Origin of the sequence: Georgenia soli (assembly GCF_002563695.1) — a bacterium.
GTDB lineage: Bacteria > Actinomycetota > Actinomycetes > Actinomycetales > Actinomycetaceae > Georgenia > Georgenia soli.
In genome coordinates this window covers 1462839-1485827 of record NZ_PDJI01000004.1, presented here as the reverse complement: position 1 = coordinate 1485827, position 22989 = coordinate 1462839, and the positions used below count along the sequence as shown (strand labels likewise).

Sequence of the window (22989 nt, the reverse complement as noted above, 5' to 3'; positions counted from 1 at the left end):
CGGCGGACCGGGGGACCACGGACCGGCGGCTGGGCGGGCCCGCCGTCGGCCGCGGGCCGGTCCTGCGCCCAGCTCTCCCGGTGGCCGGCCGTACGGGCAGGGCACACACTTTCGGCATGACGGAACCCACCGCGCGCGACGCTGCCGTCCGGCCCGCGGCCTCGGGCTCCGGCCGCCTCGCCCTCGTCACCGGCGCGACCGGATACATCGGCGGGCGCCTCGTCCCCGAGCTGCTGCGGGCGGGCTTCCGCGTCCGGGCGATGGCACGCCACCCCGACCGCCTGCAGGGGCGCGACTGGTACGACGACGTCGACGTCGTCCGGGCGGACGCTCAGGACGCGGACCAGCTGGCGGCGGCGATGGAGGGCGTCGACGTCGCGTACTACCTCATCCACTCCCTCGGCACGGGCCCGACCTTCGAGCAGCGCGACCGGCGCACGGCCCGGACCTTCGCCGTCGCCGCCCGCCGTGCCGGGGTGGGGCGCATCGTCTACCTGGGCGGGATGCACCCGGAGTCCGACGAGCTCTCGCCGCACCTGGACTCGCGCCGCGAGGTGGGGGAGATCCTGCTGGCGTCCGGCGTGCCGACCGTGGTGCTCCAGGCCGCCGTCATCATCGGCTCGGGCAGCGCGTCCTTCGAGATGATGCGCTACCTCACCGAACGGCTCCCCGCGATGGTGGCCCCGAAGTGGCTGGACAACCTCATCCAGCCGATCGCCGTGCGGGACGTGCTGCGCTACCTCGTCGGGGCGGCCGACATCCCGCGCGACGTCAGCCGCACCTTCGACGTCGGAGGACCGGACGTGCTGACGTACCGGCAGATGATGCAGCGCTACGCCGCGGTCGCCGGGCTGCCGCCACGGGTCATCCGCACCGTCCCCGTGCTCACGCCGAAGCTCGCCAGCCTGTGGGTCGGGCTCGTCACCCCCGTGCCCGGCGGGCTGGCGAAGCCGCTGGTGGAGTCGCTGATCCACGAGGTCGTGGCCAAGGAGCAGGACATCCGCGCCTACGTGCCCGACCCGCCTGAGGGGCTGCTCGGCTTCGACCGCGCCGTCGAGATCGCGCTGCAGCGCGTCCGGGAGTTCGAGGTCGCCACCACGTGGTCCTCCGCCTCGCCCGCGCACGCGCCGAGCGACCCGCTGCCCGAGGACCCCGAGTGGGCCGGCGGCAGCCTGTACGTCGACGAGCGCGAGACGGTCGTCGACGCCGACCGCGCCCGCCTGTGGTCGGTGATCGAGGGAATCGGCGGCGCCCACGGCTGGTACTCGTGGAATCTCGGCTGGGTGGCGCGCGGCGTCATGGACAAGCTCTTCGGCGGGCCGGGGCTGCGCCGCGGACGCCGGCACCCCAACGAGCTCCAGGTGGGCGACGCGCTCGACTGGTGGCGCGTGGAGCGGCTCGAGGAAGGGCGCCTGCTGCGGCTGCGGGCCGAGATGCGGCTGCCGGGCCTCGCCTGGCTCGAGCTGATCGCCGACGAGGACGGTGACGGCCGGACGATCTTCCGCCAGCGTGCCATCTACCACCCGCACGGCCTGCTCGGGCAGGCGTACTGGTGGGCCGTGTACCCCTTCCACGGCGTCGTCTTCGGCGGCATGCAGCGCAACATCGCCCGGGCGGCGGAGCGCCAGGCCGAGGCCGTCGCCGCAGGCGGGGCGGGAGGCACGACGGCGGAGCGCCAGGCTGAGCCCGCCGGCGGAGGCGGAGCGGGACGGACGACGGGGCGCACGTGAGCGAGAGACCGACGACGACGCGGCCCGAGGCCCCGGCGCGGCCGACGGGACCGGACCGCCTGCGTCAGCTCGGCGTCACCCTCAGCTACGTCCTGTGCCTCGTCGGCTCCGCGCTCGGCGTCGGCGCGTTCGGCGGCACGCCCATCGCCGACGCCGCCGGCGGCGCACTCTCCGCCGACGCCACCCATCTCGCCCCGGGGACGGGCGCGTTCAGCGTCTGGTCCCTCATCTACGCCGGGCTCGCCGCCTACACGATCTTCCAGTGGCTGCCTGGCCAGGCGGCCGCGCCGCGTCAGCGACGGATCGGCTGGTGGGTGGCCGCCTCGATGCTGCTCAACGCCGGCTGGATCCTCGTGGTCCAGGCCGGCCGGCTGTGGCCGAGCGTCCTCGTCATCGCCGTCCTGCTCGTGGTGCTGGCGACGATCTTCACGCAGCTCGTCCGCGTGCGCGGCGCCGGGGCGCTCGAGGCCGTGGTCGTCGACGGGACCCTCGGCCTCTACCTCGGGTGGGTCAGCGTGGCGACGTGCGCCAACGTCGCCGCCGCCCTGGTGGCCGCGGGCTTCGACGGACTCGGCCTGGCGCCGGAGGTCTGGTCCGCCGTCGTCCTCGCGGTGGTCGCCGCCATCGGGGTGGGGCTGGCGGTCTTCGGCCGCGGCCGGCTCGCGCCCGCGGCCACCATCGTGTGGGGCCTGTCTTGGATCGCTGTCGCCCGTGCCACCGGTGAGCCGCACTCCGTCCCGACGGCGGTCGCGGCCGTGCTCGCCGCGGTGGTCGTGACCGTGGCGACCGTGTGGCTGCGCCTGACGCGCGGACGGAACACACACCGGGGCTGAACTTCCGGGCGCCCCACCTCTGGCCTGCTCCCTTCGGTCAGTGGTCCCGCGCAGGTCCAGTCGGCCCGGGCCCACTGATTCTCCGCAGACTCACTGACGGAACACATGTGGGCGATCGCGCGCCGAGGGATGGGGGCCAGACGTGGGGCTCGCAGGCGGCGATTGTGGTGACGGGGATGCGAGCCCGGAGCGGCCGGGTGGGTGCGGTGGGCGGCCGGGAAGGTGCGGTGGGCGGCCGGGAAGAAGGTGCGGTGAGCGGCCGGGAAGGTGCGGTGGCGAGGAGCCCGGGAAGGCGCCCAGAAAATTCGTCCGGGCAATCTGCATCCGCACGGGCACCCACGCCGGAATACCTCCATGTCAGCAACGCTCCCGACCGGGGGCCCGACCATGGAGGACCATCATGCGCAAGACGGCTGCACTCGGTGGAGGCTTCGGCCTCGCCGTGCTCGCTCTGGCGGCCTCTCCGGCCGCGGCGGACGACCACACCGCCTCGCTGTCCGTGCTGCACGGGGTGCCGGACCTGACCGTCGACGTCTACGTCAACGGCGAGCTCACCCTGGACGACTTCACCCCCGGCGAGCTGGCCGGCCCGCTCGAGCTGGAGCCCGGGACGTACACGGTGGCGATCACCGCCTCCGACGCCGCGGACGACAGCCAGCCGGCGATCGGCCCGGTCGACCTGCCGCTGGAGGCCGGGACCAGCTACACCGCGGCCGCGCACCTCGACGCGGAGGGCACCCCGACGGCCACCCTCTTCACCAACGACACCTCGTCCACCGCACCGGGGGAGGGCCGCCTGACCGTCCGGCACATCGCGGCGGCCCCGGCGGTGGACGTGCTGGCCGGGGACCAGCCGGTCATCACCAACCTGTCCAACCCCGACGAGCAGGCGCTGAACCTCCCGGCCGGGACGGTCCCGGCGGCCGTCGCGGCGACGGGCACCACCGACCCGGTCCTCGGCCCGGCCGACGTCGAGGTCGCCGACGGCGTCGCGACGTTCGTCTACGCCTGGGGCAGCCTCGAGGACGACAACCTCGCCCTCGCGACCCAGACGATCGACGGCCTGCACTCCGCCCCGGGCGGCGTGCCCACCGGCGAGGTCCAGGTAACCGATGAGGCGGGGCTGCTTCCCGCGGCCTGGGCCGGTCTGGCCCTCGCGCTCGGCACGGCGGGCGTCCTCGGAGCCCGACGCCTCGCCGTCGCCCGGCAGCGTTGAGAAAGGAGGGCGGAGCGTGCGCACGCCGACCGCGACCGTCGCGGCCCTGCTGCTCGGCCCCGCCCTCCTCGCGGGCTGCTCGGACGACCCCGGGCAGCCCGCGCCCACGACGGCGGTGCCGGTTGATACCCCCAGCCCGGCCGGCACCGCCCCCGGGACGGCAGCGTCGACCGTGACGGAACCGGCCGGCGCTGCCCCGACGGACATCCCGGTGCGCGACGCCGGCGAGGCGGCCCGGACCACCGCGCCGCGGCCGCCCGTCCGTCTGGTCTACGACGCGCTCGACATCGACATGCCGGTCGTCCCGGTCGGTGTGGCCGACGACGGCCAGATGGAGGTCCGCCCGGACGCGCTCGAGGCCGGCTGGTACCGCTTCGGCCCGACGGTCGGCGCGGAGGAGGGGACCGCCGTCGTCGCCGCCCACGCCGGCTCCTACGTCACCCCGCGCGGCCCGTTCTACGACCTCAAGGACGCCCGGCCCGGGGACCGGGTGCGGGTGACCCGCGCGGACGGCCAGGTCCTCGACTACGAGGTGACCTCGGTGGAGAAGGTCGGCAAGGACGTCATCGATCTTGAGCAGTACTTCCGCCGCGACGGCGCCCCGCGTCTGGTGCTGTTCACGTGCGGCGGGCGGTGGGACGAGGCGCGGCAGAGCTACGACGACAACGTTGTGGTGTCGGCGAGGCCCGTCGGTGGGTAACCTCCCGATCACGGCGGTCGGTCTCCCGGCCGCGGCCCGGCCCCGGGAGGTGGGTGTGGACGACGACGAGTCCCGCCTGGCCCTCGAGGCCGCCTTCCGTGCCGGCCGGCCGGAGGCGGTGCGTGAGCTGTACGACCGCTGGTCGCCGCTCGTCTACACGATCGCCCGGCGCTCGCTAGGCTCCGTGGCGGACGCCGAGGACGTCACCCAGCAGGTGTTCGTGGCGGCCTGGCGCGGGCGCGCAGGGTTCGACCCCGTGCGGGCGCCGCTGCAGGCGTGGCTGGTCGGCATCACCCGCAACACCGTGGCCGACGCGCACGCCCGCCGCGCCCGTGAGCTGCGCGCGGCGGACGCCGCGACCCGCACGGCCGAGGAGGTCGCGCCGCCGGCGGACGACCCCACGCGCGTGGTCGAGCAGGTGGTGGTCGCCGACGCGCTCGGCGACCTGGGGGAGCCGCAGGGAGAGATCATGAGGCTGGCGTTCTTCGACGAGCTCACCCACGTGGAGATCGCCGAACGCGTCGGGCTCCCGCTCGGCACGGTGAAGTCGCACATCAGGCGGAGTCTGGGACGGTTGCGCACGAGGCTGGAGGTGGCAGATGTCGCATCTTGACGACGAGACGATCGCCCTCCGCGCCCTCGGCGAGCACGTCGGTCCCGAGGTCCAGACGCATCTGGAGAGCTGCGAGCAGTGCCGCGCCGAGGTCGCGTCGCTCGAGCGCGTGACCTCCTCGGCCCGGGGGGCCGGCGCCGGCCGGCTGGAGCGACCGCCCGAGCGGGTCTGGGACGGGATCGCCGAAGAGCTCGGGCTTGCCGACGGCGGAGCGGCCGAGCAGGTGACCGCCGCCCCGGCCCCGTTCCCCGCCGCCGCCCCGCCGCCGGCCGCCGGCCCGCCGCCGGCATCGGCCCCGGCGCCGTCCACCGCCACCACGGGCGCCTCGGCGTGGCGCCGGCGGACGGCCTGGATCGCTGCGGCGAGCTTCCTCGTCGGCGTCGGCGGGACCGTGCTGGCTCTCAACCTCCCCGACCGGGACTCGCAGGGTCCCGTGGTGGCCAGCGCCGCGCTCGACCCCATGCCGGGGCGGGAGGCGACCGGCGAGGCGGCCGTGCACGAGAAGGACGGCCGCCGGGTTCTCGACCTGCGGCTCGACGACGCCGGGCCGACCGGCTTCCTGGAGGTCTGGCTGCTCGACGCCGATGCCCAGCGGCTCGTGAGTCTCGGGATGCTCACGGGGACCTCGGGCACGTTCGAGCTCCCGCCCGGCCTGGACCTGAAGGAGTTCCCGGTCGTCGACGTCTCGGACGAGCCGTACGACGGCAACCCCGCGCACAGCGGCGACAGCATCGTCCGGGGCCGGCTGGCCTGAGGGGGTGGCGGTCGTGTCGGGAGGGTGCGGCCGCGACGGCCGGTCCTTCCGGTCAGGACCCGGACGTGGGCGGGCGGGGGGTGAGCGGCGCGGGCGAGCCGGCCTCGTCCAGCTCGCGGGCCATGTCGCGCAGGAACGTCACGACGGCGGGCCGCGCCGGTTCCGGCACCGCGCGGGCGATCTCCCGCATCCGTTCGTGCATCCGGGCGAGGCGGTCGCGCACCTCGCGGTGGGCGTGCTCGGTGGGCACCACGATCAGCGAACGCCGGTCGGTCGGGTGCGGGGTCCGCTCCAGGTGGCCCGACGCGGTGAGCCGGTCCAGCAGCTTGGTGGTCGAGGCGGTGGAGATCCGCAGGTGCGCGGCGAGGTCGCGCGGCGCCACCGTGCGGCCCTGGCCCTCCGCGGCGATGATGAACTGCAAGGCCTGCATGTCGGTCACGTTCATGTCCATGTCGGCGCTCATGCGCCGGCGCATCTCCTGGTCGGCGCGGCGGAAGGCCCGCAGTGCAGCGAGCATCTCCACCACGGCCGCCTCGCCGTCGTACCAGTAGGACGAGCGCGGCGGCGTCGGGCCCGACGAGGGGTTGTCTGCCATGGAGCGTATGTTACCTTGGAAACTAACTAGCCGGGCTAGCGAAATGCGGCAGGCACGACCGGAAGAGGTGAGGCCGATGGCCGGCCCCGTCCCGCTCGATCACGTGGTCCTCGTCGACGACGACGGCCGCCCGCTCGGTGTCGCGCCGCGCGGCACGGTGCACGGCACCGACACCCCGCTGCACCTGGCGTTCTCCTGCTACCTCTTCCGCAGCGACGGGCGGGTGCTGCTCACCCGCCGTGCGCTGGGGAAGCGGACCTGGCCGGGGGTGTGGACCAACTCCTTCTGCGGCCACCCGCGCCTCGGTGAGGCGGTGCCCGAGGCACTGGCCCGGCACGCGGCCCACGAGCTGGGCCTGACCGTCCACGACGTCCGGGTCGTCCTGCCGGACTTCCGGTACCGGGCGGTCGACGCCGCGGGCGTGGTCGAGAACGAGCTGTGCCCCGTCCTCGTCGCCCTCACCGACGACGAGCCGGCGCCCGACCCGGCGGAGGTCATGGACCTGCGCTGGGTGGACCCCGAGGAGCTCGGCCGCCTCGTCGTCCTCGCCCCGTGGGCGCTGAGCCCGTGGGCGGTCGAGCAGGTCCACGCCATGGCGGAGCTCGACGACGACACCGACGACGCCGCCGCCGGCGTCCACGCGCAGGAGCTCGTCGGATGAGTGGCCGGACAGCGGCGGACAGGGAGCTGCGCCGCATCCTCGACGCCGGGTCCGTCCGCGCCCGGCGCATCGGCGGCGAGCACGCCCGGCTCTGGGCCGCGCTGACGACCGCCACGGAGGGCGGCAAGCGGTTCCGCCCGGCCCTCGTTGTCGCCGCCCACGACCTGCTCGGCGGCCACCTGCCCGGGCCCGCGGCGCGGGTGGGGGCGGCCGTCGAGCTGCTTCACACCGCGTTCGTCGTCCACGACGACGTCATCGACGGCGACGACACCCGCCGCGGCCGGCCCAACGTCTCGGGCGCCTTCGCCGCGGAGGCCGCCGCGGCCGGTGCCACCGCGCGCGGCACCCGCACGTACGCCGACACCGCCGGCATCCTCGCCGGCGACCTCGCCCTCGTCGCCGCCGTGCGCGCCGTCGCCACCTGCGCCGCACCGCCCGAGGCGGTGGAGCAGCTGCTCGACCTCCTCGACCGCACGGTCCACGCCACCGCCGCGGGCGAGCTGACCGACGTCCGCCTCGGGCTTGGCCTCGAGGACGACACCGTCTCCCTCGGCGACGTGCTGACCATGGGGGAGCGCAAGACCGCCGTCTACAGCTTCGTGCTGCCGCTCCAGGCCGGCGCCCTGCTGGCCGGCGCGGACGCGGAGACGGTGGAGCGGCTCGGGGAGATCGGCCGGCTCGTCGGCATCGGCTTCCAGCTCGTCGACGACCTCCAGGGCGTCTTCGGCGACGAGGCCGTCACCGGCAAGTCCGCCCTCACGGACCTGCGCGAGGGCAAGCTCACCCCGCTGATCGCCCACGCCCGCACCACCGACGCCTGGCCCGGCATCGCCGTCCACCTGGGCGACCCCGAGCTGGACGACGCCGGCGCCGCCCGCGTGCGCGCCCTGCTGACCGACTGCGGTGCACGTGCCGTCGTGGAGGAGCTCGCGGTCGACTACTTCGAGACCGCCCTCACCACCGCCCGGGACGCCGGCCTGCCCGACGAGCTTCTCGACGGCGTCACCGCACTGACCCGCGACTTCATCCGGAGGGCCGCATGAGCGCACCACCCCTGCCGGGGAACGGCCACGAGGCCGACGGCGCGGCCAGGCCCGGTCCGTCCCTGCGCCTCGTCACCTCCGACCCCGTCTACGACGCCGTCGCCCAGCGCGCCGCCGCGGCCGTCATCGACGGCTACTCGACGTCGTTCGGCTGGGCGTGCCGGCTCCTGCGCGAGCCCGTGCGCACCCACGTGCGCAACATCTACGCGCTGGTGCGCCTCGCCGACGAGGTCGTGGACGGACGCGCCGGGTCGGGCGACCCGTCGCACGCGGGCGCGGTCCTCACCGCGCTCGAGGAGGACACGTACGAGGCCCTGCGCGACGGCCGGAGCACCAACCTCGTGGTCCACGCCTTCGCGATCACCGCACGGGCGGTGGGCATCGGCCCCGAGCTGCTCGTGCCGTTCTTCGCCTCGATGCGCACCGACCTGACCGTCACGGCCCACGACGCACGCAGCCTCGACGCCTACGTCTACGGGTCGGCGGAGGTGGTCGGCCTGATGTGCCTGAAGGTCTTCGTGGCCGCGCCCGACGCGCGCGGCGTCTCCTACTCGCGCCTGAGCCCCGGTGCCAGGCGCCTGGGCGCCGCCTTCCAGAAGGTCAACTTCCTGCGCGACCTCGCCGACGACCACGACCGGCTCGGTCGCACCTACTTCCCCGACGTCGACGTCGAACGGCTCGACGACGCCCGGCGCGACGAGCTCCTCGACGACATCGACGCCGACCTGGCCGCCGCGGCCCGGGCGGCCGCCCAGCTGCCGCCGAGCAGCCGGTCCGCCGTCCTCGCCGCGCACGGGCTGTTCGCCGAGCTGTCCGCGCGGCTGCGCCGGACGCCGGCGGCGGAGCTGCGACGCCGGCGCGTGCGGGTGCCGGGGCCGCGCAAGGCCGCCGTGGTGGCCCGCGCCGTGGTGCGGGGCGGGCGGCGATGAGCGCGACCGTGCCGCAGCAGCTGTCCGGCGCCGCCCCGCTGCCCGCCCGCGCCGCCTTGTCGACGGCCGGGGCGTCCTCCCCGACCGCGGGGGACGGAGGCCGGCGGCGCCGCACCGCCGTCGTCGTCGGGGGCGGGATCGCCGGGCTCGCCTCCGCCGCCCTGCTCGCCGGCGACGGCTACGACGTCGAGCTCCTCGAGCAGCGCGAGGCCCTCGGCGGCCGCGCCGGCACCTGGGAGCGCGACGGCTTCCGGTTCGACACCGGCCCGAGCTGGTACCTCATGCCGGAGGTCTTCGACCACTTCTTCGCGCTGCTCGGCACCTCCGCCGCCGAGCAGCTCGACCTGACGCTCCTCGACCCGGGCTACCGGGTGTTCTTCGAGGACCACGCCCAGCCGGTGGACGTGCGTGCGGACCTCGAGGCCAACGTCGCCACCTTCGAGGTCCTCGAACCCGGTGCGGGCGAACGCCTGCGCCGCTACCTCGACTCCGCCCGCGAGGCGTACGACCTCGCCACCCAGCGGTTCCTCTACACGAGCTTCGAGTCGCTCACCACGCTCGCGCGCCCGGACGTGCTGCGCCGCTCCCGGCGCCTCGTCGAGCTGCTGCTGCGCCCGCTCGGCGCGCACGTCGCGCGGCACTTCGCCGACCCGAGGCTGCGGCAGATCCTCGGCTACCCGGCCGTCTTCCTCGGCTCCTCGCCGGACCGCGCGCCGAGCATGTACCACCTCATGAGCCACCTCGACCTCGCCGACGGCGTGCTCTACCCCCAGGGCGGCCTCACCCGGCTGGTCGAGGCGGTCGCGCGGCTGGCCGAGCGCGAGGGCGCGACCCTGCGCACCGGGGCCACCGTGACCGCGCTGACGACGGCGGACCTGCCCGGCCGCCGTCGGGGACGGGCCGCCCGAGTGCGCCGCACGGGTTCCCACCGTGCCCGGGTGACCGGCGTGCGGTGGCGTGACGCGTCGGGGGCGGAGCACGTCAGCGCGGCGGACGTCGTCGTCGGCGCCGCGGACCTGCACCACCTCGAGACCGAGCTGCTGCCGCCGCGGCTGCGGACCTACCCGCAGCGGTACTGGGACCGTCGCGACCCGGGCCCCGGCGCAGTGCTCGTCTACCTCGGCGTGCGCGGCGAGCTGCCGCAGCTCGAGCACCACTCGCTGTTCTTCACCGCCGACTGGGACCGGAACTTCGCGGACATCTTCGGCCGCGAGCGCCGCGTGCCCGACCCGGCGTCCGCGTACGTGTGCACGCCCTCGCGCACCGACCCGACCGTGGCGCCGCCGGGCCACGAGAACGTCTTCGTCCTCGTGCCCGTGCCCGCGGACCCGGGGCTGGGCCGCGGCGGGGTGGACGGCACGGGCGACCCGGCCGTCGAGCGGGCGGCGGACGCCGCGATCGACCAGGTCGCCGCGTGGGCCGGGATCCCGGACCTGCGCGAGCGGATCGTGGTGCGCCGCACCGTCGGCCCGGGCGACTTCGCCGCCGACCTCAACGCCTGGTCCGGCGGGGCGCTGGGCCCCGCGCACACGCTGCGGCAGAGCGCGTTCCTGCGCGGGCGCAACGCCTCCCGGCGCGTCGCCGGGCTGTACTACGCCGGGTCGAGCACGATTCCCGGGGTGGGCCTGCCGATGTGCCTGATCAGCGCCGAGATCCTGCTCAAGCGACTGCGCGGCGACCGCAACACCGAGCCGACGGCGGTGGCGCGGTGAGCTGGCTCTACCTCGCCTGCCTGCTCGTCTCCCTCGGGTGCATGGTGCTGCTCGACCGCCGCTTCCGGCTGTTCCTCTTCGCCGACCCCCGCCGCGGCGCGCTCGTGCTCGGCGTCGGCGTCGTGTTCTTCCTGCTGTGGGACCTCGTCGCGATCGGCCTCGGCTTCTACGGCCGCGGCCAGGGCGAGGCGCTCAGCGGCGTCGAGCTCCTGCCCCATCTGCCGGTCGAGGAGCTCGTGTTCATCACCTTCCTCTGCTACCTGACGATGGTGCTGTACGGGCTGTTCACACGGTTCTTCGTCCGTGTCCCGGAGGAGGAGCGGTGAGCTACGCGACCATGGCACTGATCTTCCTGGCGGGGGCCGCCGTCGTCGCCGTGCTGTGCCTGCTCCCGGCCTGGCCGCCGTCGGTGCGCTGGCGCGCCGTCGTCGGACTGGTGGCGCTGGCCCTGGCCGTGCTGACCGCCGTCTTCGACTCCGTGATGATCGCCGCTGACCTCTTCCGCTACGACGAGTCCATGCTCTCCGGCGCGCGGGTGCTGCTCGCGCCGGTCGAGGACTTCGCCTGGCCGCTGGCGGCGGCAGTGCTGCTGCCCTCGCTGTGGGTGCGACTCGGACGACGGCGCAGCCGGGCCCGGCAGGTCGGGGGAGCGGGGGCCGCGGGCTCAGCGAAACCGCAGGGAGCTGGGGGCGCGGGAGCAGGCGGGCCGCGATGAGCGCGACGCTCTCCCGGGCGACCCCCGGCGGCGCGGTGCGCCAGCTGCTCGGGGCGTCCCGCCCGATCAGCTGGATCAACACCGCCTACCCCTTCGCCGCCGCCTACGTGATGACCACCGGCCGGGTCGACCTGCCGCTCGTCGTCGGCGCCCTGTACTTCCTCGTCCCGTACAACCTCGCGATGTACGGGATCAACGACGTCTTCGACTACGAGTCCGACCTGCGCAACCCCCGCAAGGGCGGTGTGGAGGGCGTGGTGCTCGACCGGCGCTGGCACCGCCTCGTCCTGGTCGCGGCCGCCGTCACGAACCTGCCCTTCCTCGTCTACCTCGTCGCCGTCGGGACGGCCGCGTCCACGGCGGTGCTGGCGGTGTCGGTCTTCGCCGTCGTCGCCTACTCGGCCAAGGGCCTGCGGTTCAAGGAGAAGCCGGTCCTGGACTCGGCCACGTCGGCCACCCACTTCGTCAGCCCGGCGGTGTTCGGCCTGGCGCTGGCGGGGGCGCAGTCGAGCGTGCCGGTGGTCGCCGCGATGGTCGCGTTCTTCCTGTGGGGCATGGCGTCCCAGACGTTCGGGGCGGTGCAGGACATCGTCGCGGACCGGGAGGGCGGCATCGCCTCCGTCGCCACGTGGCTCGGCGCGCGCAGGACCGTGCGCGCCGCGATGGCCGGCTACGGGCTCTCCGCCGCCGTGATGCTCCTGGCGGGGTGGCCGGGTGCGCTCGCGGCCGTCGTGCCGCTGATGTACGTGGTGAGCATCGCGCCGTTCCGGAACCTCGAGGACGCCGAGTGCGACCGTGCCCGGCCGGGGTGGCGGCGCTTCCTCTGGCTCAACCTCGTCAGCGGGTTCCTGATCACCCAGCTGCTGATCGTCATCGGGCTGGGCTGGGTCTGACCCCGGTCAGCCGCGGGCGCGGACCTCGACCCGGTCGCCGCTGACCCGCACGTCGTAGGAGAGGATCCCGACGCTCGCGGGGCCGCGCTCGACCTCGCCGTCGGCCAGCCGGAAGTGGCTGCCGTGCCAGGGGCAGACGACGCACCCGTCCTCGAGCTCGCCCTCCTCGAGCGGGCCGCCCATGTGGGAGCACACCGCGCCGGTGGCGTAGAGCTCGCCGTCGTGCCGGGTGAGGAGGACCGGCTGGCCGGAGACCTCCACGCGCACCATGCCGGCCTCGAGGTCCGACACCGCCGCCGCGTCCTTCCACTCGCGGGGCTTCGGGGTGCGGTCGGCGTTGCGGTTGACCGCCACGCCCTGGGCGTAGGCGAGGTGCCCCCCGAGGTACCCGCCGACGCCGAGGCCGGTCATCCCGAGCATCGAGAACATCTTGCCGCTCGTGTGCCGGCCCGCCCGCCGCGCGAACCAGCTGGCGACGAAGAAGGAGGAGGCGACGACGTTGGAGCCGGCGTGGACCAGACCGACCCGCTTGGGGCGCTTGGCGGAGCCGAGCTCGGACCAGTCGGCCAGGCCCGCGGCCGCCGCCGGGGCGACGCTGAGGATCGCCGCGCCGAGGAGGCGCTGCGCGGCCGGCCGGGCCGCCTTGCCGCCGGCGAGGTCGAGGATGGCCACGCCGATGTTCAGCCCGATGGGCAGCGTGACCAGCATCGGGTGCAGGGCATGTCCGAGCGGCTTGCCGTGCAGGGCGTCCTTGACCTCGCCCGGCGGCAGCACGGTGTTGACGGCGCCGACGACGGCGTCGACCGCCGGGTCCAGGATCTTGGCCTTCTCGAGCGAGCGCATCGCCTTGGCGAGGAACATGGAGCCTCCAACCGGTGTGCGGGTCCCGCGAGCGTAGCCAGGGCCGCGCCGGTCCGCCCCCCGAACGGTCTGCGCCGACGACGCTACGGCTCAGGGACGTCCGCAGGCGCGCCCAGCGCCGCCAGGGCCTCGCCGGTCAGGCGGAACGTCGACCACTCCTCCTGCGGACGCGCGCCCAGCGAGCGGTAGAAGGCGATCGAGGGAGCGTTCCAGTTCAGCACGGCCCACTCCACCCGGGCGTAGCCGCGCTCGACGGCGAGCTCGGCCAGCGTCCGCAGCAGGGCCTTCCCGAGGCCCTGGCCGCGTGCCTCGGGGCGGACGTACAGGTCCTCGAGGTAGATGCCGTGCACGCCCTCCCACGTGGAGAAGTTGCGGAACCACAGTGCGAAGCCCTGCACCGAGCCAGTCTCGTCCTCCGCGACGTGCGCGAAGACCGCCGGCGCCTCGCCGAAGAGTGCCGTCTCGAGGCCCTCCTCGGTGAGGCGGACGGCGTCCGGCTCGCGCTCGTAGGTCGCGAGGTCCCGGACCAGCTGGACGATGGTCGGGACATCTGCGGGCGTGGCGGGGCGAATGGTCACGGACGCCCACCCTAGGTGACGACGGGGATGTGAAAACCTGGCTCCGGACCCGAGCAGGAGGAGCTGAGCATTGAGTCTGAAGGTTGCCGCGCGCGCCGCCGTCCCGGCCTTCGAGGTGATGCGGATCCTCGACCGGGTGGCCGAGCTGCGCGCCGCCGGCCGTGACGTGGTCTCGCTGTGCGCGGGTGAGCCCTCGGGCGGGGCGCCGGCCGCCGTGCACGCCCGGGCCGCGCGCATCCACGCCGAGCGGGCGGAGCTCGGCTACACCTCCGCGCTCGGGGTGCGCCCGCTGCGCGAGGCGATCGCCGCCCACTACGGCCGCTGGTACGGCCTCGCCGTCGACCCCTCCGAGGTCGCGGTCACCACCGGCTCCTCCGGCGCCTTCGTGCTCAGCTTCCTCGCCGCGTTCGACGTCGGCGACCGCGTCGCCCTCGCCCGCCCCGGCTACCCCGCGTACCGCAACATCCTCGCCTCGCTCGGCTGCGAGGTGGTGGAGGTCGACTGCGGCCCGGCGGAGCGCTTCCAGCCCACCCCGGCGGCCCTCGACGTCGTCGTCGCCGAGACCGGCCCCATCGCCGGGCTCGTCCTCGCCTCGCCCGCCAACCCCACGGGCACGATGGTCTCCCGCGCCGAGCTCACCGCCCTGGCCGCGTGGTGCGCCGCCAACGGCGTGCGCCTGGTCAGCGACGAGATCTACCACGGCATCACCTACCCGGAGGACCCGGCGGTGCCCGGCGCGAAGGGCGTCTGCGCGTGGGAGACCGACCGCTCCGCCGTCGTCGTCTCGTCCTTCAGCAAGTACTGGGGCATGACGGGGTGGCGGCTCGGGTGGGCGCTCGTGCCCGCCGACCTGCGCCAGGCCGTCGACGCCCTCGCCGGCAACGTCGCCCTGTGCCCGCCCACCCCGGCCCAGCACGCCGCCGTCGAGGCCTTCAGCCCCGAGGCGTACGCCGAGGCCGAGGCGCGCGTCGCGGACTTCGCCGCCACCCGCGCGCTCCTCCTGGGGCAGCTGGGCCGCCTGGGCTGGGGGACCGTCGCCCCGGCCGACGGCGCCTTCTACCTCTACGCCGACGTCGCCCCGAAGCTCGGCCCCTTCCCGGACTCCGCGGCCTGGTGCGCGGCGCTGCTCGAGGAGGAGGGGGTCGCCGTCGTCCCCGGGGCCGACTTCGACGCCGCGCACGGCACGACGTTCGTCCGGCTCTCACTCGCCGCCGGCCGGGCGGCGGTGGCGGAGGCCGTCGAGCGGATCGTGCGGTTCCAGGACCGGCACGCCTGACCAGCGCTGCAGGCGACGACGACGCTCAGGCGCCGCCGTCGAGCGCCTGGCGCAGCCGTTGCGCGTAGGCCGCCGCCTCGCCGTCGGCGTACTTGGTGCGCGGCCAGAAGAACCCGCGCAGGCCGTCGCCCCGCGTGCGGGGGACCACGTGGGTGTGCAGGTGCGCGACCGACTGGCTCACCACGTTGTTGACCGCCACGAACGAGCCCTGCGCCCCCAGGGCCTCCACCATCGCGCTCGCCAGGCGCTGGGTGGCGGTGAGGTAGGGCGCGAGGAGATCCGCGGGCAGGTCCGGCAGGGTGACCACGTGGCGGCGCGGGACGAGCAGAGTGTGCCCCTTGAACACCGGCCGGACGTCGAGGAAGGCCACGGTGTGCTCCGTCTCGAGCACCACCTGGGCCGGGCTCTCGCCGCTGACGATCGCGCAGAACGGGCACGCGCCCGCCTGCGCGCCACGGGCGGCGGGGGTCACTGCAGCGTGCCGACGTCGTCCGGGACGTCCACGGCGTAGTGGCGCAGCAGCTCCAGCGGCACCACCTCGAGCGCGCGCTCGTGGGTGCACGCCAGCACGACGGGCGCCGGCACGCCGGCGGCGTGCGCCTGCAGCCAGCGGGCCGCCACCACGCACCAGCGGTCCCCGGGCTTCAGCCCCGGGAACTGCCACTCCGGGCGCGGGGTGACCAGGTCGTTGCCCACCCGGCGCTGTTGCTCGAGGAACTCCTTCGTCATCACCGCGCAGATGCTGTGGCTGCCGATGTCGAGCTCGTCGGCCGTGCACCGGCCGGTGCGGTAGTACCCGGTGACCGGGTCGACGCCGCACTCCTCCAGCTGCCCGCCCAGGACGTTGCGCTCGGCCATGCCCCCATCCTTCCAGGAAGGGCGCCGCGGCGTCAGTGGTCGCCCTCAGTCCGCGGGGACCGCGGCGACGGCGGAGATGCGGTGGATCGCCAGCGTCAGCTCCGTCTCGCGCTCCACGTCGGCGACCCGCACCCGGCCGCCGTCCACGCTCAGCGGCCGCACCCGACGACGCTCGGGCGTCCCGCGTGCCCCCACCACGACGATGTCGACCTGGTCGCCGTCGGCTGCCGCCTCCCGTAGCAGCGCCAGGGCGTGGACGGGATCGGTGGCCGCGGGGGCGCCGTCGGCCCGGCGCGCGGCGTCCCGGCGCACCTGCTCCTCACCGGCCCGCATGCGGGCGATCAGCGGGCGCAGGTCGGCGTCGTCGAGGCGGCGGGTGTACGCGCTGGTCGCGGCCCCGGGGAAGGTGGGCAGACCACGCTGGCGGCGCCGCCGCCCGAGCGCGCGGGCGGTGCCCACCGGTCCGTCCCCGCCCAGCACCACCGTCCCGTCCGGGCCCTCCAGGACGGGAGCCAGCCCCGCCTCGCGCAGCGCCTCCAGCACCTCGCCCGGCGGGGCGGGGGAGATCAGCACCGTGGGGGCGAGCGCGCGCAGGGACAGGTCGTCCAGGGCCGGGCTGCCGAGCAGCTGGGCGGCCAGCGCCGCGTCCTCGACCCGCAGGTAGGACGCGGCCGCCCCCACCCGCACCTGCCCGTGCCGGCGGGCGGCGTCGCGGACCAGGTAGTCCAGCGCCTGCGGCAGCGGCGTGCGCGAGTACCTGGCCAGGGCCTCCAGGAGCTCGGCGGCGCCCGTGCCGGCGTCGAGCGCGCGCCGCACTGAGCCGGCGGTGAAGCGGACCGTCAGCGCCGAGCCGCGCGACTCGACGTCCGAGCACGACTCGAGCAGCTCCCGGAGCTCCGGCAGCGGCCGCCCCGGGACGACGGCGGTCAGATCGCCCTGGACGAGCAGGTCGCCCACCGCCTCCGGGAGCGCGGCCTCGAGCGTCGCCGTCAGGGCGTCGTCGTCGGCGCCCTCGACCAGGGCACGGCCGGCGGCGGTGAGGGCGCCCGCCCCCGTGACCCCCAGCGTCTCCGCCTCGGCCAGCACGGCGGCGACGGTCGGGGCGGGCGCTGTGGCCCGGGGACGTTCCCAGCTGAGTGCCGCGCGGACCTGGTCGGCGTCGGGCGCGGTGCCGGGCGGCACGGCCGCGAGCACGGCCAGGGTCCGGCGGCGCAGGTCGACGGCCCAGCCGCGCTCGAGGGTGGGTTCGAGCGCGGAGCGCAGCGTGCCGTTGTCGCGGGTGCCGATGAGCCAGGGCGTGCGGGCGGTGGTGACCCAGGCGCGCGCCAGCCGCGCCCAGCGCAGCGGCAGGGGGTCGGCGAACCAGTCGTCGGCGGCGCGCGAGGGCACCCACACCACCTGCTCGTCGCCGTCCTGGGCGAGGAGCCCGGCCATCGCGGCCAGCTCGGCGACCAGTGCGGCGTGCGCCTCCTCGACCTCCAGCGCGGCGGCCGTGCGCCGCAGCTCGCGCACCCCGACCCCGCCCGAGCGCAGCACGCCGGCGCCCTCGTGCTGCCACGTCTCGAGCAGCACGCCGACGAGCCGGACCACCTCCTCGGCGGACCTGGCGCCCTCCGCGTCGACGACGGCGGCCGGCACCCGCCGGTAGCCCTCCGTCGCCGGGGGCTGCGGCGCCTCGCGACGGGTGCGCCCGCCGCGCGCCGCCAGCGCGACCTCTCGGGGCAGCACCAGCTGGGTGGGGGAGAGCCTGCGGAGCAGCCCGTGGTCGAGGAGCCACGCGGCGCCCTCCGGCACGGCGTCGGCCCGGACGGTCCCGACCGGTGGTCCCCAGGTGAGCGCGTCGAGGGTGCCGACGGCGGACGCGGGCGCGTCCTTGAGGGCGGCCCGCAGGGCGGTCGCCGTCGTGGGTGGGGCGGGGTGGTCCGCGCCCGTGCCCGTGCCAGTGCCGGTGCCATGGCCAGTGCCAATGCCGGCGTCGGTGCCATTGCCAGTGCCAATGCCGGCGTCGGTGCCGGCGTCGGCCGTCGGGGGAGGGGCGTGGGTCTCGGCGGTGTGGCCGGCTGGTTCGGCGTCCAGCTCAGCGAGCGTGGGGCCGAGCCCGGCGGGGTGCGGGCCCAGCGCCTCGCTCAGCGCAGCGACCGGGCGGCCGCCCGCCACGAGCGCGAGGTCCTCGAGCCGGGTGAGCGCGGGGGCGGCGTCGACGCCCACCGCCTTCGTCAGCGCGGCCGCTGTCACCTTCCTGATGGGGGTGAGGGCGACGGCCGCCTCCGCGACGGCGAGCTCGACGGTGTCGAGGGTGGCCAGCGCGCGCTCCACGCTGGGGCGCGAGGCGGCCCGCGCGGCGAGGGACGTGAGGGAGGACGGCGCCGGAGAGGCCAGATCCGGGCGTGCGGCGAGGAGCGCGGCGAGTGCGGCGTCGTCCCGTCGTTCCAGGGCCACGGCGAGATCCGCCGTCGTGACCGTGCCGTGTGCCCTCATCCGCACCACATTACGACTGCCGGGACACCACCCCCGACCCCGGCCGGGCTTCGGTCGGTCGCTGCCGGGTGATGCGGTCAGTCGTCACCGGTCCGACGCCCGGCCGCCTCCACCCGGCAGGCGGCCCGTCGCCTCCCCCGGCGGCCTGGGCCCGGCACCTGTCCCGGCGCCTGGGCCGGGCACCTGTCCCGGCGCCTGGGCCGGGCACCTGTCCCGGCGCCTGGGCCCGGCACCTGTCCCGGCGCCTGGGCCCGGCGGCCTGAACCAGGCACCTGTCCCGTAAGTGCTCTTGCGGAGAGTAAGCCTGCGTGGGCCGACTTCTTCTGCGCAGGAGCGCTTACGGGATGCGGATGTGCGGACGAGTGGTGTGCCGTCACCTCCGGGTCGGCAGCTGCATGAGCGCGGCGACAGGCCGGAGGCTGTCGAGGATCCTGCGGGGGAATCCGCGACACAGCCGGGCGAACGCGGCGTCGGCGTCGGTGAGATGGCGGTCGGCATACCTGTGCATGACGGCTCGCGTCGCGCGGATCGCGTCCTCGCGCAGCTTCTCTGTGAAAAGCGCCCGCGGGGAACCTGCGTACTTGCCGGTCCCGTCGAACTCCGCGACCACGCAACGTGCCTCGCCGGCACCGAACCCCTCCCGCTCGATGTCCCAACCCATGTCGGTGTAGAAGTCGCCCTCCGCCGTCCTCACGAGGAACTGGGCGACAGGTCGCGGAAGTCCGCGGGAGACCGCGATCCACCGCAGATCGCTCTCCCCGGGTGACTCGGAGAAGCCGTCTGCGTACCCGATGACCTCGCGCGCGCTGACGACGCCCGGACGCCGACCGAGGTCGTCGAGCTTCGCCCGGAGAGTGTCACGGACCGTGGCCATCGCACTGTCGGACTGCTCGCGCGAGAAGCGGTTCGGCCGGGAGAGTATGCGCAGGACGCTGTCGACGAGCGGGAGCGCGCGGCGCGGTGGGAACGTCAGCGCGCAGTCGAGGGCTGTGCGCTCCAGCGTCGTCACGCGCAGTCCGCCGACCGTGGTGATGTCCTCCTCGGACAGATCCGGCGAGTAGTGCCGGCTGATGTCGGGGACGTCCGGCTTGTGCGGCCGCCAAGGCACGCTCAGGTGCGTCCGGTCGGTGGGAGACCGTACCCATGCCCCGTGGACCAGCGCGGCGGACTCGTGGCTGAGGACGGCGCGGCCGGGCAGCTGACGCGAGACCGCGACGCACCGGGCGAGCGCGAGGACCTCGCGCCGTGCCCACGTCTCGGCGGGCAGTTCGCCGTGGAGGTAGGCACCGTCGCGCACGCGGGTGAGCACGCCGGCGCGGTGAGCGGATCGGGCGGCGTCGTACCCGATGTCGCGGGACAGCACGACAGCGGGCAGCGAGCGGGGCGTCGGTATCGGGGGAGGCATCGCGACAGCGTGCTCGTTCTTCCGTCCGCGGCAGTGGGCTCCTGTGGATGGCGTCCAGCCGGAGAGCCTGGGGATATGCGAGATCGGCGGCCGGTCGCTCAACGGCTCCGGCTAACCGATCGGGGGCCGGTCGCTCAACGGCTCCGGCTAACCGATCGGGGGCCGGTCGCTCAACGGCTCCCACTAACCGATCGGGGGCCGGTCGATCAGTGACTTTCAGGAGATGAAGTCGGCCTCGACCGACTTCATCTGCGCAGCACCGCTTACGGGCCGGACGGACGGCGCGGTGGCAGGGAGCCTTCAGGACCGCCGTCAGTCGGTCACTGGGTTCGCCAGCAGGTGCCGCACCTGGGCGACGCCGAGGTCGACCGACGGGCCGGCCGCGTTGATGCGCAGCGCGTCGCCGCGGCTCTGCAGCAGGAACTCGAGGATCCAGCCGACCGGCAGCCGGCGGAAGCCCGGCGTCGCCACCGGCTCGTCGCCGTGCAGCGCGGCCTCGACGGCGGAGGTGAACGCGAGCAGCGTGCGGCCGTCCGGCCCCTCGAGCCACACCGGCTCGAGACGACCGTCGACCTCGCGCTCGGCGATGAAGAGGAATCCCTCGTCGGTGCGCAGGGCGTCGAGGAGCGCCTGCATCGACGGCGGCTCCTGGTCCCAGCCCGGTGCCGCCGTCGTCCCGGCGCCCTCCGGCGAGTCCGCCGCCCGCTCCCGCACGCCTGCGGCCAGCAGGTCCTTGACCGCCTGGTTGTGCCCCTCGGCGAGCACCGCGCGCACGAGGTCCGCGGGGAGCACCGCCGAGGCGCCGGCGGGATCGACGACGACGAAGGACACGGCAGGGTCACCGACGGCACCCTCCAGCGTCGCGGCGGCCGACTGGACGAGCGTGAAGATGCCCTCCGGCTGGTCCCCACGGAACTGCTGCACCTCGGCGTTCCGCGTGAACACCGCCAGCCCGGTCGCCCCGTCGGGCGAGGTCACGTGGCTGACGACGACCTGCGGCGGCGACGCGTCGAGCCGCGACCCCGAGGCGTCGAGAACCAGTGAGCCACCGAGCGCCTGGGCGAGGACGCCGCGCAGGGACCGGGAGTCACCACGGAGCGCGTGCTCGACGAGGGCGGCGCGCAGCGGCAGGTTGTCCGGCGACGACCCGCGGCGTGCTGCGGGCGCGAAGACCTGTCCCTCGCGTGCGGCCGCGAGCACCTCCTCCACTGGCCCGGGCGCGCTGACGAAGTGGACCGTGAGAGCGGCGTCGGCGTCCGCGAGCTGCCACGGCAGGGCGTCGGTGACGACGTGCACCTCGGTCTCGGCGGAGCCGTCCGGGCGCAGCGCCGTCTGCGTCACGACGCCCACCACCACGTCCTCGCCGGTGGCGGCGCGGCTGAGCGCGACCCACGTGCCGGTGCCGTCCACGAACGTCAACGGTGCGCCCGCGCTGGTGAGGATGTCCCGCCAGGTGGCTCGGCCGTCGACCGTGCCGCGGCGCTGCTGGGGGCGGCGCCCGCCGGACAGCGGGATGCCGTCGCGGTCGATGAGCAGCCGCAGCTCGGCAGGCCGCTTCCGGAGGCCGGGAACCGCAGGTGCCTTGCCGGGGGACGCCTCGTCGGGGGAGTGCGGTGTGGCGACGTCGGGCGAGAGCGGTGTGGCGACGTCGGGCGAGAGCGGTGTGGCGACGTCGGGCGAGAGCGGTGTGGCGACGTCGGGTGAGAGCGGTGTGGCGACGCCGCCGGAGTGGGGTGCCGGCGGCACGAGCGTGGGCCCGGGCGAGGAGGCGTGGTCCGGCGGGCCCGTGAGCGTGGCGGCAGGAGCGGACGTGGAGCCGTGCGTCGGCACCGAGCCGGTCACCGTCCTCGCCGTCGGGACGTCCGCTGCCGACGCCGGGACGAGCCCGGGTGCGGTGACGCCCGAGGACTCCGACGGCACGAACGGCAGGCGGAGCCCGGCCGCGTCGACCCGGTCGATCACCCAGCCGGGGGTGGCCTCACGCGTGCGGGGGAAGCGGACCCAGTCCTCTAGCAGGTCCTCGGCGGTGACCCTGGGCTGGTCCGGGAGGAGGTAGACCGGCTCGTCGTCGTCGTTGAGGGTCGTGGCGAGGCTCACGCGGGCGTCCGGCCACCCGGTGGCCGTGAGCGTGACGACGGCGGAGAACCACGTGCCCGCCGGGTGGCGGTACGCCGACTCGCGCAGGACCGTGGCATCGGCGTGGAGCGGGGTGCCCGGTTCGACCGGGATCACCCAGCGGCCGTGCTCAGCACCACCCCGACGGTCCACGACCCCGACGTCCCACCGCTGCCCGCGCGCGGTCAGGTGCACCTCGAGGGCGTCCCACCCCGGTGCCACCTGGCTCGTGGCCCACCTGCCGACGGCGGATGCGGCCTCCTGCTGACGGAGCATCGGGGGAATCTGCGTCATCAAGTGTCTCCAGGCGTACGGCAACCGCCCGGGCAGAGCGGCGGTCCGGGCAGCATTCCGGACAAAGCACGCCCGCGCGAGCCGGTGCCATGGGGAGAACTCCCCATCTGGCTGCCGGAGGCTGCGGGTCGCGAAGCGCCTCCTCGGCGCGGCCGGGTGGGGCAGCACCGTCCCGTGCCGGCCGCGCGGGACCCGCCCGGCGGAGGTCGCGCACGAGCCACCAGAAGGAGGTTGCGGCGTCCGCCCTGGGGGAAACGGCCGACCAGGTGGGGCGGCGCCGGTATCCTTGGGGCAGGAAGTGGCGCCGGCACTGCCGGCGCCTTCGTCACGTGAGCAACAAAGGGGTCAGTCCCGTGCCTACCGGCAAGGTCAAGTGGTACGACGCCGAGAAGGGCTTCGGCTTCATCGCGGAGGACGGTGGGGGCGAGGTCTTCCTGCATGCCTCCGCCCTGCCGCAGGGTGTGGCTCCCAAGCCCGGCACCAAGGTGGACTTCGGCGTGGCCGACGGCCGCCGCGGCCCGTCCGCGCTGTCCGTCACGATCCTCTCGGAGCCGCCGTCGGTGGCCAAGGCTCACCGCCGGCCGGCCGAGGAGATGGTGCCGATCGTGGAGGACCTGATCAAGGCGCTCGACAGGGCGTCGAACAGCCTGCACCGCGGTCGCTACCCCGAGAACGGGAAGAAGCTGGCGCAGGTGCTCCGGGTGGTCGCCGACCAGTTCGACCTCTGATC

The 22989-nt window shown here is 75.3% G+C and carries 23 protein-coding genes; 15 read left to right on the top strand and 8 right to left on the bottom strand.

All coding sequences use genetic code 11. From position 1 onward, the window contains the following. Window positions 1-116: 116 nt before the first annotated feature. The 6 genes from ATJ97_RS07970 to ATJ97_RS07945 all read left to right on the top strand — a co-directional run bounded on the left by ATJ97_RS07970 (window position 117) and on the right by ATJ97_RS07945 (window position 5846). Entirely contained in the window at window positions 117-1730 is a 1614-nt protein-coding gene (locus ATJ97_RS07970) for an SDR family oxidoreductase (RefSeq protein ID WP_098483293.1), read from the top strand. Next, window positions 1727-2563, top strand: a complete 837-nt coding sequence (locus ATJ97_RS07965) for a tryptophan-rich sensory protein (RefSeq protein WP_098483292.1) — start codon at window positions 1727-1729, stop codon at window positions 2561-2563. The genes ATJ97_RS07970 and ATJ97_RS07965 overlap by 4 nt, the downstream gene beginning before the upstream one ends. A 400-nt stretch (window positions 2564-2963) precedes the next feature. Beyond that, window positions 2964-3779 carry a DUF4397 domain-containing protein gene (locus ATJ97_RS07960; RefSeq protein ID WP_098483291.1) on the top strand — a complete coding sequence of 272 codons (816 nt, stop codon included), beginning with the start codon at window positions 2964-2966 and terminating at the stop codon, window positions 3777-3779. Window positions 3780-3795: 16 nt separating this feature from the next. Next, on the top strand, window positions 3796-4479 hold the full coding sequence (locus tag ATJ97_RS07955; protein ID WP_211287106.1) for a class F sortase: 684 nt from the start codon (window positions 3796-3798) through the stop codon (window positions 4477-4479). Then, the gene (locus ATJ97_RS07950; RefSeq protein ID WP_098483289.1) at window positions 4472-5092 is read left to right on the top strand and encodes an RNA polymerase sigma factor; all 621 of its coding nucleotides are present in this window, start codon (window positions 4472-4474) and stop codon (window positions 5090-5092) included. The genes ATJ97_RS07955 and ATJ97_RS07950 overlap by 8 nt, the downstream gene beginning before the upstream one ends. Continuing rightward, window positions 5079-5846, top strand: coding sequence for an anti-sigma factor (locus ATJ97_RS07945; RefSeq protein ID WP_098483288.1), 768 nt, complete (start codon window positions 5079-5081; stop codon window positions 5844-5846). Before ATJ97_RS07950 ends, ATJ97_RS07945 begins: the two co-directional genes overlap by 14 nt. 52 nt (window positions 5847-5898) lie before the next feature. On the opposite strand, the gene ATJ97_RS07940 is transcribed toward ATJ97_RS07945, so the two are convergent. Continuing rightward, a complete protein-coding gene (locus tag ATJ97_RS07940; protein WP_098483287.1) occupies window positions 5899-6441 on the bottom strand; it encodes a MarR family winged helix-turn-helix transcriptional regulator in 543 nt (180 codons plus the stop codon). 76 nt (window positions 6442-6517) lie between these two features. On the opposite strand from ATJ97_RS07940, the gene idi reads away from it, so the two are divergent. Genes idi through ATJ97_RS07905 form a run of 7 tightly spaced genes read left to right on the top strand, consistent with a single transcriptional unit; the run spans window position 6518 to window position 12394 of the window. After that, window positions 6518-7102, top strand: a complete 585-nt coding sequence (gene idi / locus ATJ97_RS07935; RefSeq protein ID WP_098483286.1) for an isopentenyl-diphosphate Delta-isomerase — start codon at window positions 6518-6520, stop codon at window positions 7100-7102. Continuing rightward, window positions 7099-8145: a polyprenyl synthetase family protein gene (locus ATJ97_RS07930; RefSeq protein ID WP_098483285.1), complete on the top strand. Its 1047-nt coding sequence runs from the start codon at window positions 7099-7101 to the stop codon at window positions 8143-8145. Before idi ends, ATJ97_RS07930 begins: the two co-directional genes overlap by 4 nt. After that, entirely contained in the window at window positions 8142-9074 is a 933-nt protein-coding gene (locus ATJ97_RS07925) for a phytoene/squalene synthase family protein (protein ID WP_098483284.1), read from the top strand. The genes ATJ97_RS07930 and ATJ97_RS07925 overlap by 4 nt, the downstream gene beginning before the upstream one ends. Further along, window positions 9071-10786 (top strand): phytoene desaturase family protein, encoded by a 1716-nt coding sequence (crtI, locus tag ATJ97_RS07920; RefSeq protein ID WP_098483283.1) that lies wholly within the window; start codon window positions 9071-9073, stop codon window positions 10784-10786. The genes ATJ97_RS07925 and crtI overlap by 4 nt, the downstream gene beginning before the upstream one ends. Then, a complete protein-coding gene (locus ATJ97_RS07915) occupies window positions 10783-11112 on the top strand; it encodes a lycopene cyclase domain-containing protein (protein ID WP_098483282.1) in 330 nt (109 codons plus the stop codon). The genes crtI and ATJ97_RS07915 overlap by 4 nt, the downstream gene beginning before the upstream one ends. Further along, window positions 11109-11501 (top strand): lycopene cyclase domain-containing protein, encoded by a 393-nt coding sequence (locus ATJ97_RS07910; RefSeq protein ID WP_211287105.1) that lies wholly within the window; start codon window positions 11109-11111, stop codon window positions 11499-11501. The genes ATJ97_RS07915 and ATJ97_RS07910 overlap by 4 nt, the downstream gene beginning before the upstream one ends. Next, window positions 11498-12394, top strand: coding sequence for a prenyltransferase (locus tag ATJ97_RS07905; RefSeq protein WP_098483281.1), 897 nt, complete (start codon window positions 11498-11500; stop codon window positions 12392-12394). The genes ATJ97_RS07910 and ATJ97_RS07905 overlap by 4 nt, the downstream gene beginning before the upstream one ends. Window positions 12395-12400: 6 nt before the next feature. On the opposite strand, the gene ATJ97_RS07900 is transcribed toward ATJ97_RS07905, so the two are convergent. Continuing rightward, window positions 12401-13255: a Rieske (2Fe-2S) protein gene (locus ATJ97_RS07900; protein ID WP_098483280.1), complete on the bottom strand. Its 855-nt coding sequence runs from the start codon at window positions 13253-13255 to the stop codon at window positions 12401-12403. An 83-nt stretch (window positions 13256-13338) separates the two neighbouring features. Next, window positions 13339-13833: a GNAT family N-acetyltransferase gene (locus ATJ97_RS07895; RefSeq protein WP_098483279.1), complete on the bottom strand. Its 495-nt coding sequence runs from the start codon at window positions 13831-13833 to the stop codon at window positions 13339-13341. 118 nt (window positions 13834-13951) lie between these two features. On the opposite strand from ATJ97_RS07895, the gene ATJ97_RS07890 reads away from it, so the two are divergent. Then, window positions 13952-15109, top strand: a complete 1158-nt coding sequence (locus ATJ97_RS07890) for an aminotransferase class I/II-fold pyridoxal phosphate-dependent enzyme (RefSeq protein WP_098485313.1) — start codon at window positions 13952-13954, stop codon at window positions 15107-15109. Window positions 15110-15134: 25 nt separating this feature from the next. Here the strand turns inward: ATJ97_RS07890 and ATJ97_RS07885 are convergent, their stop codons facing one another. The 5 genes from ATJ97_RS07885 to ATJ97_RS07865 form a co-directional block, all read right to left on the bottom strand. After that, on the bottom strand, window positions 15135-15581 hold the full coding sequence (locus tag ATJ97_RS07885; protein WP_211287104.1) for an HIT family protein: 447 nt from the start codon (window positions 15579-15581) through the stop codon (window positions 15135-15137). Beyond that, entirely contained in the window at window positions 15578-15967 is a 390-nt protein-coding gene (locus tag ATJ97_RS07880; RefSeq protein ID WP_098483277.1) for a DUF2237 family protein, read from the bottom strand. The genes ATJ97_RS07885 and ATJ97_RS07880 overlap by 4 nt, the downstream gene beginning before the upstream one ends. A 45-nt stretch (window positions 15968-16012) precedes the next feature. After that, a complete protein-coding gene (locus ATJ97_RS20540; RefSeq protein WP_098483276.1) occupies window positions 16013-18445 on the bottom strand; it encodes a helicase-associated domain-containing protein in 2433 nt (810 codons plus the stop codon). A 373-nt stretch (window positions 18446-18818) separates the two neighbouring features. Continuing rightward, window positions 18819-19850: a hypothetical protein gene (locus ATJ97_RS07870; RefSeq protein WP_143426945.1), complete on the bottom strand. Its 1032-nt coding sequence runs from the start codon at window positions 19848-19850 to the stop codon at window positions 18819-18821. Between the two features lie 312 nt (window positions 19851-20162). Further along, on the bottom strand, window positions 20163-22259 hold the full coding sequence (locus tag ATJ97_RS07865) for an SseB family protein (RefSeq protein ID WP_143426943.1): 2097 nt from the start codon (window positions 22257-22259) through the stop codon (window positions 20163-20165). Between the two features lie 353 nt (window positions 22260-22612). On the opposite strand from ATJ97_RS07865, the gene ATJ97_RS07860 reads away from it, so the two are divergent. Continuing rightward, on the top strand, window positions 22613-22987 hold the full coding sequence (locus ATJ97_RS07860; RefSeq protein WP_098483273.1) for a cold-shock protein: 375 nt from the start codon (window positions 22613-22615) through the stop codon (window positions 22985-22987). Window positions 22988-22989: the final 2 nt, after the last annotated feature.

Coding starts and splice junctions, on each gene's coding strand:
- ATJ97_RS07940 (WP_098483287.1), bottom strand. CDS start 6,441: ATGGCAGACAACCCCTCGTCGGGCCCGACGCCGCCGCGCTCGTCCTAC.
- ATJ97_RS07930 (WP_098483285.1), top strand. CDS start 7,099: ATGAGTGGCCGGACAGCGGCGGACAGGGAGCTGCGCCGCATCCTCGAC.
- idi (WP_098483286.1), top strand. CDS start 6,518: ATGGCCGGCCCCGTCCCGCTCGATCACGTGGTCCTCGTCGACGACGAC.
- ATJ97_RS07865 (WP_143426943.1), bottom strand. CDS start 22,259: ATGACGCAGATTCCCCCGATGCTCCGTCAGCAGGAGGCCGCATCCGCC.
- ATJ97_RS07900 (WP_098483280.1), bottom strand. CDS start 13,255: ATGTTCCTCGCCAAGGCGATGCGCTCGCTCGAGAAGGCCAAGATCCTG.
- crtI (WP_098483283.1), top strand. CDS start 9,071: ATGAGCGCGACCGTGCCGCAGCAGCTGTCCGGCGCCGCCCCGCTGCCC.
- ATJ97_RS07870 (WP_143426945.1), bottom strand. CDS start 19,850: ATGCCTCCCCCGATACCGACGCCCCGCTCGCTGCCCGCTGTCGTGCTG.
- ATJ97_RS07905 (WP_098483281.1), top strand. CDS start 11,498: ATGAGCGCGACGCTCTCCCGGGCGACCCCCGGCGGCGCGGTGCGCCAG.
- ATJ97_RS07945 (WP_098483288.1), top strand. CDS start 5,079: ATGTCGCATCTTGACGACGAGACGATCGCCCTCCGCGCCCTCGGCGAG.
- ATJ97_RS07880 (WP_098483277.1), bottom strand. CDS start 15,967: ATGGCCGAGCGCAACGTCCTGGGCGGGCAGCTGGAGGAGTGCGGCGTC.
- ATJ97_RS20540 (WP_098483276.1), bottom strand. CDS start 18,445: ATGAGGGCACACGGCACGGTCACGACGGCGGATCTCGCCGTGGCCCTG.
- ATJ97_RS07925 (WP_098483284.1), top strand. CDS start 8,142: ATGAGCGCACCACCCCTGCCGGGGAACGGCCACGAGGCCGACGGCGCG.
- ATJ97_RS07970 (WP_098483293.1), top strand. CDS start 117: ATGACGGAACCCACCGCGCGCGACGCTGCCGTCCGGCCCGCGGCCTCG.
- ATJ97_RS07960 (WP_098483291.1), top strand. CDS start 2,964: ATGCGCAAGACGGCTGCACTCGGTGGAGGCTTCGGCCTCGCCGTGCTC.
- ATJ97_RS07890 (WP_098485313.1), top strand. CDS start 13,952: ATGCGGATCCTCGACCGGGTGGCCGAGCTGCGCGCCGCCGGCCGTGAC.